At 48.4% G+C, this 12,893-nt stretch carries 10 protein-coding genes; 3 read left to right on the plus strand and 7 right to left on the minus strand.

Translation table 11 applies throughout. The features are described from left to right. Positions 1–236: 236 nt before the first annotated feature. The 7 genes from J3491_RS00585 to J3491_RS00615 all read right to left on the minus strand — a co-directional run bounded on the left by J3491_RS00585 (position 237) and on the right by J3491_RS00615 (position 7,312). A complete protein-coding gene (locus J3491_RS00585; RefSeq protein ID WP_207968847.1) occupies positions 237–1,358 on the minus strand; it encodes a DUF2804 domain-containing protein in 1,122 nt (373 codons plus the stop codon). Between the two features lie 23 nt (positions 1,359–1,381). Further along, positions 1,382–1,807, minus strand: coding sequence for a hypothetical protein (locus tag J3491_RS00590; protein WP_207968848.1), 426 nt, complete (start codon positions 1,805–1,807; stop codon positions 1,382–1,384). Positions 1,808–1,892: 85 nt separating this feature from the next. Then, positions 1,893–3,125, minus strand: a complete 1,233-nt coding sequence (apbC, locus tag J3491_RS00595; protein ID WP_207968849.1) for an iron-sulfur cluster carrier protein ApbC — start codon at positions 3,123–3,125, stop codon at positions 1,893–1,895. 195 nt (positions 3,126–3,320) lie between these two features. Continuing rightward, on the minus strand, positions 3,321–4,673 hold the full coding sequence (mgtE, locus tag J3491_RS00600) for a magnesium transporter (RefSeq protein ID WP_207968924.1): 1,353 nt from the start codon (positions 4,671–4,673) through the stop codon (positions 3,321–3,323). Positions 4,674–4,926: 253 nt separating this feature from the next. Further along, positions 4,927–5,727: a 3-hydroxybutyrate dehydrogenase gene (locus tag J3491_RS00605; RefSeq protein WP_207968850.1), complete on the minus strand. Its 801-nt coding sequence runs from the start codon at positions 5,725–5,727 to the stop codon at positions 4,927–4,929. Positions 5,728–5,777: 50 nt separating this feature from the next. After that, positions 5,778–6,407, minus strand: a complete 630-nt coding sequence (locus tag J3491_RS00610) for a CoA transferase subunit B (protein WP_207968851.1) — start codon at positions 6,405–6,407, stop codon at positions 5,778–5,780. 191 nt (positions 6,408–6,598) lie between these two features. Beyond that, complete coding sequence (locus tag J3491_RS00615) at positions 6,599–7,312, minus strand: CoA transferase subunit A (RefSeq protein ID WP_207968852.1); 714 nt, start codon at positions 7,310–7,312, stop codon at positions 6,599–6,601. A 356-nt stretch (positions 7,313–7,668) separates the two neighbouring features. Between J3491_RS00615 and J3491_RS00620 the strand changes: the two genes are divergently transcribed. The 3 genes from J3491_RS00620 to J3491_RS00630 all read left to right on the plus strand — a co-directional run bounded on the left by J3491_RS00620 (position 7,669) and on the right by J3491_RS00630 (position 12,827). Beyond that, positions 7,669–9,084 (plus strand): GntP family permease, encoded by a 1,416-nt coding sequence (locus J3491_RS00620; RefSeq protein WP_207968853.1) that lies wholly within the window; start codon positions 7,669–7,671, stop codon positions 9,082–9,084. A gap of 330 nt (positions 9,085–9,414) precedes the next feature. After that, positions 9,415–11,484: a methionine--tRNA ligase gene (gene metG, locus J3491_RS00625; protein WP_424108332.1), complete on the plus strand. Its 2,070-nt coding sequence runs from the start codon at positions 9,415–9,417 to the stop codon at positions 11,482–11,484. A gap of 299 nt (positions 11,485–11,783) precedes the next feature. Then, complete coding sequence (locus J3491_RS00630) at positions 11,784–12,827, plus strand: ABC transporter substrate-binding protein (RefSeq protein ID WP_075101627.1); 1,044 nt, start codon at positions 11,784–11,786, stop codon at positions 12,825–12,827. Positions 12,828–12,893: the final 66 nt, after the last annotated feature.

Genomic DNA, 12,893 nt, shown 5'->3' on the forward strand with positions numbered 1-12,893 from the left:
GACGATAGCGCATCAATGACCCAGAGGCTGTCATGATTGTCACCCTCTAAGAGACACGCTTCGTATATTGGTAGCGGTGATTATACGGAATTGAGCGCTGAATTTATAGAGCTGTCACTATTTATCATGCAAACCATTTAATAGTCAAACCCTTAACACCCAAACTACTTGACAACCAAACTTTTAACACCCGACTCAACCGAGTAACTTTATAAAAAGCAGGCACGACCTCTAGGCTACCATTTGGCAAAATGGTCTTCTGCCAATCCCATGACATGGTCAAGTCTGATGACGGTATCGCCCAGCCGTATCTCCCCACTATACCAGCCAAGCCACTGCTCAAAAATACTGGCCAGCACGCCAAAGTTATCGGTTTTTTGATAAACAGTCATGGGCGTAAAGGTCAAATCAATATCGACATTGCTCCAGCCAAGGTTTTGATGATAAACACGCCAAGTACTTGGCACAGCTGCCTGCAAGTCCTTACGTACAAACATCACAGGCGGTAGATAATGTATCTGCCCATCTAGCCAGCAGGCATTTTCGCTCATACCCGTTTCATTGACACCCATCGATAAGTTTAATAAAAAATGGCGACCATCGGGCACATAGTGATTGATACATGTCCAAAACCAATTTGTCTCGCGGCGCATATAGCCCAGCGTCCAATCTAGATTGGCAATTGCAGACGCATCAAAGTCTATTTGCTTGGTTTGGCTGCCAGCCGTAACCGCAGCGATATTAAGTATTGACGCTTCTTTGATGCACATGTGTCCCATGACTGCTGTCAGTGGCTCTTTTTGTGTGTATATCCAGCCGCGCCTGCCCGTTGGGGTGCAGATCGAAAGTGGCTGCGCTTGCCGCTGTAGCGTCGCATCAAGCGTAATATGTTTACTATCCAATGCTACTGCGATTTGTGAAGGCGTAAAATCCAACGTTACGGTCAGCTTATTATGGGTAAATGCCATTCGCCCTTGATAGCAATCACCTATTAGCTGCGTCTGCCGCGTCAAAGGCTGCAAAGCTTCACAAACCTCTAGCTCATCAGTCTCATCGTTATAAAGGTAAACAAAGGCACTGGTGGCAAGCTTGATGGTCGCCAGTGCCAAACAGATGCGATAAGGCGGCTGGATAATTTGGATAAAGCAAAATTGATTGGCTTTGAGGTCTTTTCGCCAGTTTGGCAACGTCTTTTGCGAGATCAGATGACTGTGGTAGTCAAGATAATTGATACTTTTGACTTGCGTAAACACCCCAAAAGTGGGCTGTCCCTCTTGGATAAGCTGTTCAATAACTGGTCTTGCACTCACAGATGAGTGCAGCTGATTTTGTGCGTTGGGGCTGGGGTTTTGGTTCATGTTTACGGCATCCTAGCCAAATTTTATCGTGAGACTACCCGTCCTTGGTAGCCAACGGTGGTGCTTATGACGCTTCTTTTTGCTTGTCTTGCAGACACCCAAATGGCTTCTCTTATCACCTTAATCTCTATATCGGTCAAACCATCTGTCAGCGTTTGTGTCACATCGGTAACGGCTATCGCGCTCGTCCACAAAAAGTGACGAGGAAACTTTTTTAATAACTCAGCCAACACTGCTGAAAACTTATTGAAGTCGGCGATCACCATGCGGCGATTGCTAAATTCGGCGTTGATTTGATACCGTTTGCTACTACCATCTTTGTTATAGCAAACGGCAATTATTTGATTGTTTGAAAGCTCGATCACATATATCGGCGGGCGCAACAGTTTCAATAACACATACTGCTTGGGAATATCGTCCAAATAATGCCGATAAATCGATACGCTCACCATACTTCCTTGTTGTAAACCACGTTCTTTATGGAAAAGTACGCTTAGGTTATCTTGCTATTATTCGAGTAGCGCGCGAAACTTATCAAAAAATCCGCTTATCATCGACTGGTTTGGCAAATTTTGCAATGTTGGCTTCGATGTTTTTGGCAATGCTCAAATAATAAGAGGCAAACTCATCGTCAGCCAAAACGCTTGGCACCCCTTTGTCCACTTGGGCGCGGATACCACTGGCAAGTGGCAGCTGGCCTAGTAGCGGCACCTGATACTGCTCTGCGATAAACTCGCCGCCGCCGCTGCCAAAGATGGCCTCGGTATGGTTGCAGTTACTACAAGTATGCAAGGCCATGTTTTCCACCACACCCAGTACAGGGATATTGGTTTTATGAAACATCTCAACGCCCTTTTGCGCATCCATCAAGGCCACATGCTGCGGTGTTGTCACAATCACCGCCCCTGTGACAGGAATACGCTGCGCCAATGTCAGCTGAATATCACCTGTACCTGGTGGCATATCAATCACCAAATAGTCCAATTGGGGCCAGTTGGTTTGATTGTATAGCTGCATCAGGGCGCCCGTGGCCTTAGGGCCGCGCCACGCGACAGGAGTGTTGTCACTATCGAGCAAGCTACCTATCGATAGCATGGCCATACTGTGCGCCTCGACAGGCACAAACTGCTCGTTTTCTAGCTCAGGCTTGATGTCCGCCACACCCAGCATCGTTGGCATACTAGGACCATAGATATCGGCATCTAGCACGCCCACACGGTTGCCAAGCTTTTGTAATGCCAAGGCAATATTGACTGTCGTCGTTGATTTGCCGACGCCGCCTTTGCCTGAGGCCACCACAATGATATGACGAATACGTGGGTGCGCTGCCAGCGATGCTTGCGTCGGCGCAGCCTTAGTAATCGGCGGCTCGCTGCTTGTCGGTTGTTGGTCTGTTGGGGTAGCAGGTTTGGCGTGAGTGGCCATGGCATCTGTCGTCTTTGGCATCGATTTGGGCGGCGCTTTGGGCAAGCTTGCACCGGCGCCTTTAGCATCGGCTGGTAGGCGCACATTCATATGAATGGTTCTGATACCATGCGGATGCAGCAGTTGCCCCAGCTCCTGTTGTATCTGTTCAGGGTTACTGTCTTTGGGTAAGCGCAAATCTAAAGTGAGCACTTGCCCGTCGCGCTCAAGTCCCGTCACCATCGTGGCGATGCTAACGGTGCCGACTTCATAGCCGAGCAAGACTTTATCGACCGCGCTATCACGCTCGGCGCGCTGCTGCGGTGTTTCGGCTTTGGGCTTTTTTTTCATAAAATTAAACATGGCTATCATGACTACCTATTTTGCAAGTGGGTCGGTAGAACAACTCGAGCAATACCGTCGTCGCGCTGGTCAATAATACATCATCAGCTTTTTGTCTACCCTTATTATCCGACAGTGTAGCTCAATTGACGCTATAAAAAAACCACAATGCCAGTGGGAACACGCGCGCCGACGATACCTATGGCAAAAACCAAATCAACCAATCGCCAAAAACTTCGAGGCGATAAATAAATAGATCAGCACCCCCGATGCATCACACACTGAAGTGATCAAAGGCGCACTGGCGGCGGCAGGGTCAAAGCCTAATTTGTTCAGCACAAATGGTAAGCTCATGCCGATCACACAACCAATCATCACCACCGACATCATGCTAAGCGCCAGCACCAGCGACACCACGGCATCACCGCGAATATAACCGATGATAGAGATCGCCACCGCCATGGTCGCACCGAGCATCAATGCTACCAAAGCCTCTCGGCCAAGTAAGGAAAACCAATCGCGCATCACCACTTCGCCCGTGGCCAGCGCCCGTACCATCAAGGTTGCAGACTGCGAGCCGGCGTTACCACCACTATCGACCAACAGCGGCAAAAAAAACACCAGCACTAAATTGGCGGCAATCACCTCTTCAAAATTTGCAATACTCAAACCAGATAGCAAGTTGCCAAACACCAAAAACACCAGCCAAAACACCCGTTTGCGGTAGAGCATACGGATACTGACGTCTTTTAGCTTACCGACCATGGTCGAGACACCACCCGACTTATGAAAATCGTCGGTGGCTTCATCATTGACCACATCGATCGCATCATCATGAGTGACGATCCCAACCAGAGCGCCACTGTCATCGGTAATGGGCAAGGCGATCAAGTCATAACGCGCGATGGTTTTGGCGACGTCCTCTTGGTCATCATGGACATTACACGACACCACACTACTCATCATCAGATCGGCGATACGCTGCTCAGGCGATGCCAAAATCAATACACGTAAGGACACCACGCCCAACAGCTTGCGCGCCGCATCGATGACATAAGCATGATAAATGGTCTCAGCATCCGGCGCCTCTAAGCGTAGCGCGGCCAATGCCTCAGCGACACTCATCTGAGCGCTTAAGGTAGCATAATCTGAGGTCATCAGCGCCCCAGCGGTACGCTCTTCATAGGCGGAGAGTCTGCGAATATCTTCGCGCTCTGCCTGTGCCAACGCTGGCAGCAGGGCATCACGCTGCGCTTGATTGAGGCGTTTATATAAATCGGTACGCTCATCAGCGGGCATCTCGCCGACAATCTTTGCTAGGCTGGCCCGCGGGAACACCTGCGCCATGGCGACCTGAATATCAGGCGCTAAGTAGGCAAACACTGTCGCACGATTGGGCAGTCGCTGTAGTAATGGCCACGCAAGCGTAGGCGTCATTAATGCCAGTACGTCAGCGCTATCGATAGGTCGCAGGTCTTGCAACTGCTGTACCGACTCATCAAGTTGCTGCTGTGCGACAGCGTCGCTTAACTTGGCTGCAAACGTTTCTGCAAAATCTTTCTCATTCATCATTGTCACTCCGTGCAGCGCGAAGTCAGGCAACAGGCGCTCATAAAAAAGAGCCAATACAATTGGCTCAAGTCAACATAAAATCAAATCCTAATGGATTGGTCTTTTATTAGCAAGCTGATGATGGTCAAACGCCTCAAATAGCCAGCAAATCACGGTCAGTGTTGCCAAAGTTGATACCACAAACCAACATGGATGGTATCGATTTATATAAAAGCGCCATAAACCCGCGACTGGCTCAGTTTGGATTTTATTAATTCATAAACCAACCATGGCTGGCGACGATGGATTGCCCAGTAAAGACATTGCTTGGGAATGCCGCTAAAAACAAAGCCAGCTGGGCAATATCATCGACTGTGGTAAACGCTTTATCGACGGTATTGACCAACATAATGTCATTCACCACCGACTCTTCACTGATGCCTTTTTCGGCGGCTTGTTCGGGGATTTGTTTTTCGACCAGTGGGGTTTTGACAAACCCAGGGCAGATCACATGCGCGCGGACATTATGAGGCGCGCCTTCTTTTGCCAACACACGGCACAGCCCTAGGAGTCCATGTTTGGCAGTGACATACGGCGCTTTATATAGCGATGCTTCGTGCGAGTGCACCGAACCCATATAGATGATCGTACCGCCTTTGTCATCTTTATACATGTGCTGCGTGGCCGCTTTGGTGGTCAAAAACGCCCCATCCAAATGAATGTCGAGCATTTTTTTCCAGTCCGCAAACGCCATCTTATCGATAGGATCAATGATTTGAATACCGGCATTGGAGACGAGAATATCGATACTACCAAACGTATCTACCAGCTGCTGCACGCCCTCACCCACCGCTTGCTCTGCGGTGACATCCATGGCGATTGCCAGCGCACGGCCACCAGCTGACTCGATGGCATCAACCGTTTGCTGGGCGGCGGCCAGATTGATATCAGCAATACCAACCGCAGCGCCTGCCTTGGCATAGGTTTCGGCGATATCGCGTCCGATACCACTTGCGGCGCCTGTGACTAAGGCCACTTTGCCTGTCAAATCTTGTTGTAATTGGGTCGCCATATGCGATCATCCTTTATCAGTTGGCTGTTTTCAGTCTTTGTTGGCCGCCGTTATTGCACAATGCTCACTGGCGTTTTTTCTTGTAGCTCCTCAAAGCTGACACCCTCTGCCAATTCCACCAGCTTTAGGCCATCGTCGGTGACGTCTAATACCGCAAGCTCGGTGATGATACGATCGACCACGCCTTTGCCTGTCAAGGGGAGCGCGCATTCTGCAAGGATTTTTGGGTCGCCATGCTTATTGACTTGCTCCATCAGTACAATCACGCGCTGTACACCTGCGACCAAATCCATCGCCCCGCCCATGCCTTTGACCATTTTTTTGGGGATCATCCAGTTGGCCAAGTCGCCTTTTTCTGAGACCTCCATTGCGCCGAGTATCGCCAGATTGACATGCCCACCGCGAATCATGGCAAATGACTCTGAGCTACTAAAATAACTGGCCCCCGGCTCTGCGGTCACCGTTTGCTTGCCTGCATTAATTAAATCGGCATCGACATTCTCCGCCGTTGGAAACTCACCAATACCCAATAAGCCATTTTCAGACTGTAGCCATACATCCACCCCTTCAGGAATATAGTTGGCCACGAGGGTCGGTAGTCCGATTCCCAAATTTACATAATAACCGTCTTGCAACTCTTGTGCGGCACGCTGTGCCATCTGCTCTCTTGTCCATGCCATGGTGATTTCCTTATTTTTATAACCACTCGAATTTATAACCACTCGAAAAAATATGATTAGCGGCATCAAACTCGCTTAGTCTACAAAATGTAGCACTTAGGGTTATCTTACTTGCTGCTCAATTTTTAGAAGTGGTATTACAATATTCTATTATTAATGTCATCTTTGAAAGGTTTGGATAAAACCACTAACTAAGCACTCTCAGCGGCTTTCGTGGTGGTTTTTTCGATACGTTTTTCGGGGTTATTATTTAAGACAATACGCTGCACAAAGATACCGGGTAGATGCACGTCATCAGGGTCAAGAGCGCCTGTCTCGACGATTTCTTCGACCTCGACGATGGTGATTTTGCCTGCCATCGCGCAATCTGGGTTGAAGTTACGAGCGGTCTTATTAAAGATTAAATTGCCTGCCTTATCTGCTTTTTGCGCTTTAATCAATGCCACATCGGCGCGCAGTGAATGCTCTAGCACATAAGTACGGCCGTCAAACTCACGGGTTTCTTTGCCTTCAGCGACCAACGTGCCAACGCCTGTGGCGGTATAAAATGCAGGAATGCCTGCACCGCCTGAGCGCAGTTTTTCGGCCAAGGTGCCTTGCGGCGTCAGCTCAACCTCTAACTCGCCGGCCAAGTATTGACGCTCAAACTCTTTGTTTTCGCCGACGTAAGACGAAATCATTTTCTTAATTTGACGGGTTTGTAGTAGTAATCCTAAGCCAAAGTCATCGACACCGGCGTTATTACTGATACAAGTCAAATCTTTGACACCGCTATCACGTAGCGCTTCGATTAACGCTTCAGGAATACCGCACAGACCAAAACCGCCGATAGCAAGTGTTTGTCCATCACTTACCACACCTTTTAGCGCCTCTTCGGCACTACTGTATACTTTTGAGCGACTCATGCTTATCTCCTTGCAAGTCTGTTTTTGTTATTAACGTCCATTATCTATCATGATTTATTTACTGTGCCCATCAATAGCGTATTGACTGTTTTAAATTTATATTAATACACTTTATATCGATATATCATATATCAAATACTTATGCTAACTTAACATATAAATCTCGTAGCGAGAAGACAATAACACTAAGAACGAACGAGACAGCACAGTGGCGGGGTATGAGGCAAGTCAATATCAGGCTCTTCTAGATTAATGTTTGATAAAAAATCAAAAATTACATATTTTGATTAATTTTATTGACCCAGATAAACATGCCCTGCATACTCGCTGATTGAACTTTGCCAAGGAGGGCGATTATGTTTAGCACATTTGCTATTGTCATTACGTTATTATTATTGATGTTCTTTGCTTATCGCGGTTATTCAGTGCTGATATTAGCACCGATTATGGCGACGCTGGCCGTATTACTGTCGGGCGACTTTCTTAGCAGTATTCCGGCTTATACCGATGTGTTTATGGGCGCGTTAAGTGGGTTTTTGCTTAAGTTTTTCCCCATATTTTTGTTAGGTGCGCTATTTGGGCGCTTGATGGCAGACTCAGGCGCGGCGACAGCGATTGCCAATACCGTGGTCGAAAAACTCGGTGCCAGCAAAGCCATTCTCGCCGTCATCTTAGTCTGCGCTATCTTAACCTACGGCGGTGTGTCGTTGTTTGTTGTGGCCTTTGCCATTTATCCAATCGCCAAGGATTTATTTAAGGCTGCAGATGTACCCAAGCGCTTGATTCCAGCGGCGATTGCGCTTGGCTCCTTTACCTTTACCATGACAGCGCTACCAGGCACGCCAGCCATTCAAAACGCCATCCCAATCCCATACTACAATACCAATGTTTTTGCCGCGCCTATCCTAGGTATTATCGGCGGTACCATTATGTTTGTCTGCGGCTGGCTATGGCTACAGACACGCGCCAAAAAAGCCAATGCCGCAGGTGAAGGCTATGGTCAGCATGACGAAGAAGATGTGGGCGGTGTTGGTGCGGTTAAAAAAGAAACCGAAACCCTCAGTACGCATCCTACCTCATTTACCGTTGCGATGATTCCGCTGGTGTTGGTCATCGCTCTCAACGCCGTTCTGACCTATTTCATTTTTCCTTCAATGGACTTTAGCGGCTTACAAGCGCAGTTCCCTGATCTCAATATCGCAGGCTCGCTTGGCCTTTGGTCAATTATCATCTCATTGGTCGTTGCTTGTACGGTTTTGATTGTGCTGCGTATTGGTCATTGGAATAACCTACAAAAAACCATCAACCGTGGCACTTACGACTCGATGTTGCCGATTTTTAACACGGCATCGGAAGTGGGTTACGGCGCGGTGATTGCCTCACTCGCAGGCTTTCTTATCATTCGTGATAGTATCTTAAACCTAAACCCTGACAATCCTTTGATTTCAGAAGCGGTGGCAATGACGACCTTGGCAGGTATCACTGGCTCCTCGTCTGGTGGCTTGAGTATCGCTCTCTCAACCTTGGGTGAAGACTATCTTAGAATGGCAGTCAATGCTGGTATCGACCCTGAGCTGATGCACCGTGTGGCGGTCATGGCGGCAGGCGGTCTGGATACCTTGCCGCACAGTGGCGCGGTCATCACCTTGCTGGCGATTTGTGGCTTGACTCATAAGCAGTCGTATCTCAACCTAGCCATGGTCACCATCGTGATTCCGCTGGTCGCAGTGGTCGCTATCATCATCTTAGGGACGATGTTTGGCTCTTTTTGATCGCACCGCTTGCCTAGCCTTAGCGCACCTCACTCTACAACTGTTTTATTTTCGATTGATGATAACCACGAATACCACCCACTTAGCCTGCGCTCGGTGGGTTTTTTATGTCAGAGCGATGCTGGTTTTTTATAAAAAATCGGTCATCACTTAGCGTTAATTACTAAGGAATATCACAAATTTGGCCGAATTACGGTATCATAGGCACACTTTTTAGACTTTTGCTTATTTTAGAAGTTTTTAGCCTTGATAACGTCATCATCATACCTTTATAAACAGCGTGTGACGTTTGATAACCAACCCATTTATACAAAAATATAGGTGATAAAAGTGCGTGAGATTTTAGTAACCAGTGCGCTGCCCTACGCCAATGGCTACATCCATTTGGGGCACCTTGTAGAATACATTCAGACAGACATCTGGGTACGTGCCATGAAGGCGCAAGGCCATCAGGTCACTTATGTCTGTGCCGATGACGCGCACGGTACAGCCATCATGCTCAAAGCAGAAGCCAATGGCGTCACGCCAGAAGAGCAAATCGCCTCGGTCAAAGCCTCACACGAAGCAGACTTTGCGAAGTTTTTGATTGAATTTGACAACTACCACAGCACCCATTCAGAAGAAAACAAGCATTTCTCAGAGCTGATTTATCGTCGTCTTAATAACGCCGGCCACATTAGCACAAAGGATGTCGAGCAATTGTTTGACCCCGAAAAACAATTGTTTTTGGCCGATCGATTTGTCAAGGGAGAGTGCCCAGAATGCGCTAGCCCAGACCAATATGGTGATAACTGTGAAGTCTGCGGCACCACCTATGATGCCACCGAGCTAAAAAACCCCTATTCGACGTTGTCGGATGCCACGCCGATACTCAAAACCTCAAAGCATTATTTCTTTGATTTGCCAGAATTTGAGCAGTTTTTAAAAGACTGGACCCGCAGTGATGAGCGCTTGCAAGTCTCGGTCGCCAATAAACTGCAAGAATGGTTTGAAGCGGGTCTCACCAGTTGGGATATCTCTCGCGATGCACCCTACTTCGGCTTCCAAATCCCAGATACCCCAAGCGATGAGCCAGACAAATACTTTTATGTATGGCTCGATGCACCAGTGGGCTACATGGCCAGCTTTAAAAACCTATGCGACAAACGCGAAGGCAGCGATCAGGCGCTTGATTTTGACCGCTACTGGGCACAGGAAAATGAGCATAAAACCGAGGTGTATCACTTCATCGGTAAAGACATCGTGTATTTCCATGCGCTATTTTGGCCTGCCATGCTAGCCGGTAGTGAATTCCGCACGCCAACGGGCGTTTTTGCTCATGGTTTCTTAATGGTCAATGGCGAAAAAATGAGTAAGTCACGTGGCACCTTTATCAAAGCTGAGACTTATGCCGAGCACTTGCACCCAGAGTATCTGCGTTATTACTTCGCCAGCAAGCTGTCGGACAAGGTCGAGGACATCAACCTTGATTTAGAAGACTTTATGCAAAAGGTCAACTCTGACTTGGTGGGTAAAGTGGTCAATATCGCCAGTCGCAGCGCCGGTTTTATCGTCAAAAAATACGACGGGATGCTCTCAGAGGTCTGCGCTGAGCCTGAGTTATTAGAAGACATCACCAAAACGGGCGATGAGATTGCGGCTGCTTATGAAAACCGCGAGTTCTCCCGTGCCATGCGCCTTATCATGCAGTGCGCGGACAAGGCCAACGAATATATCGATGGCAAAAAACCATGGTCACTTGCCAAGCAAGAAGGCACTGAACAAGAGGTGCAAGACGTCTGCTCGGTGGCGATCAACATCTTCCGTCAGCTCATGGTTTATCTTGCGCCAGTATTGCCTGAGCTGACCGCCAATGCCAAAACGTTTTTGAATATTGAAGACTTAAGCTTTGCCAGCCGCAATGAGTGGCTACTGGGTCATAAAATCAATAAATTCAAGCCACTCATGCAGCGTATCGAAGAAAAAAACGTCACCGCCATGATTGAAGACTCCAAAGCATCGCTAACCCAGAGTGAGACGCCAGCGGTTGATCAGCCGGCTTCTGCCGCAGACAACGCAAGCGAGTCAGACGACTATATCGGTATCGAGGATTTTGCCAAGGTTGAGATGAAAGTGGCGCACGTGGTCGCGTGCAACCATGTCGAAGGCGCGGACAAACTATTGCAATTTACCCTAGATGTCGGCGAAGAGTCTCCGCGCAATGTGTTTAGCGGTATTCGTAAATTTTATGAGCCTGAGCAGTTATTGGATAAAAAGGTGATCTGCGTCACCAATCTGGCGCCGCGCAAGATGAAGTTTGGTGTCTCAGAAGGCATGGTACTCTCAACCGGTCATCCAAAGACAGGGCTTACGGTCGTCACCTTGCCAGATGACTGCGTGATTGGCGATACATTAGCGTAAAGTCGGTTTTGAGCGTGATGCTCTTTGTACCTTTATAATTTTTTTTCAAAAAAGACGTCCAAGTGACGTCTTTTTTGCGTTTTTGCCGATAAAAGCTGAGAAACGCCATCGTCAATACATCTGGCGAGATGACTCATGACGAACTCGCCTTAATTTTTTATTGCGATAACTTACATTACTGTCATAATATGGACGTAATAATCATGGATTGATTACTTTTATGTTCGCCCGTTATCTCAGCATGTACATAATATTGACTCGGGTAACCTGCACTTCTTTAACCGACGAGCCAGAATAACATGACCTTTGCTACTACTTTACGCTTTAGCCTATATGGTGCCGCCATGAGCGCGGCCCTTGGACTACTGGGCTGCTCAGACGCCACCGACACCGCCGCCGATAGCGCTGGTACTGATGCCGACAAACCTGCCAAGACCTTGGCCATCACCCAGATCGTCGAACATCCATCGCTAGATGAGATGCGCCGCGGTATCATTGATGAGCTGGCTGATAATGGCTACATCGAAGGTCAAAACCTCACAGTAAACTTCCAAAGTGCGCAGGGTAATACTGCCACCGCAGGGCAAATCGCCAAACAGTTTGCCGGCGACAACCCTGATGCCATCGTTGCCATATCGACGCCCTCGGCACAGTCAGTGGTGGCCTCTACCAAAACCGTCCCTGTGATTTACACCGCCATCTCAGACCCTGTGGCGGCGAAACTCATCGATGCCAATGACGTGCCTATCCAGTCAAATGTCACTGGCCTATCAAGTGAGCTGCCTATCGAGCCGCAACTGGACAATATCAAAAAAATCGTCCCCGACGCCAAAACCATCGGCTATGTCTATAGCCCAGGTGAAGTCAACTCTGTGGTGGTGCTCGATCAGCTCAAAAAAGCCGCGCCAAATTATGGCCTTACCATCTTAGATGTCACGGCCAATCGCCCAACTGATGTCGCCATGGCAACGCGCAGCCTCTCAGGTCGTGCCGATGTCATTTATACCTCGCTTGACAACAACGTGGTATCCGCCTTTGAAGCCATGGCAGGCGCGGCCAACGAGCTGGACATTCCGGTGATTGCCTCGGACGAGTTTAGCGTACGACGCGGCGCGACCGCCGCACTTGGGGTCAATGATTATGACTTTGGTCGTACCACAGGCAAGATGGTCTATCGCGTGCTAAATGGTGAAACCGTGAGTGCCATCAAGCCTGAGGTCATGAACACCTTAACCTTGTACGCCAGTCCAAAGCATGCCGCTGAGCAAGGCGTCAGCTTGAGTGAGGATTTGCTAAAAAACGCCATCAATATCGACAAAAAAGCACAAGCCACTGCACAGTAGTCATAGGGCGTGTGATGCAGTAATTGTATGACACAGTCAACTGACGTTATCCTTTACCCATTTATT

Origin of the sequence: Psychrobacter halodurans (assembly GCF_017498075.1) — a bacterium.
GTDB lineage: Bacteria > Pseudomonadota > Gammaproteobacteria > Pseudomonadales > Moraxellaceae > Psychrobacter > Psychrobacter celer.

What these genes read in the sequence shown, in the direction of transcription:
- J3491_RS00585 (WP_207968847.1), bottom strand. Translation starts at nt 1,358, where the DNA reads ATGAACCAAAACCCCAGCCCCAACGCACAAAATCAGCTGCACTCATCT.
- apbC (WP_207968849.1), bottom strand. Translation starts at nt 3,125, where the DNA reads ATGTTTAATTTTATGAAAAAAAAGCCCAAAGCCGAAACACCGCAGCAG.
- mgtE (WP_207968924.1), bottom strand. Translation starts at nt 4,673, where the DNA reads ATGAATGAGAAAGATTTTGCAGAAACGTTTGCAGCCAAGTTAAGCGAC.
- J3491_RS00605 (WP_207968850.1), bottom strand. Translation starts at nt 5,727, where the DNA reads ATGGCGACCCAATTACAACAAGATTTGACAGGCAAAGTGGCCTTAGTC.
- J3491_RS00610 (WP_207968851.1), bottom strand. Translation starts at nt 6,407, where the DNA reads ATGGCATGGACAAGAGAGCAGATGGCACAGCGTGCCGCACAAGAGTTG.
- J3491_RS00615 (WP_207968852.1), bottom strand. Translation starts at nt 7,312, where the DNA reads ATGAGTCGCTCAAAAGTATACAGTAGTGCCGAAGAGGCGCTAAAAGGT.
- J3491_RS00620 (WP_207968853.1), top strand. Translation starts at nt 7,669, where the DNA reads ATGTTTAGCACATTTGCTATTGTCATTACGTTATTATTATTGATGTTC.
- J3491_RS00630 (WP_075101627.1), top strand. Translation starts at nt 11,784, where the DNA reads ATGACCTTTGCTACTACTTTACGCTTTAGCCTATATGGTGCCGCCATG.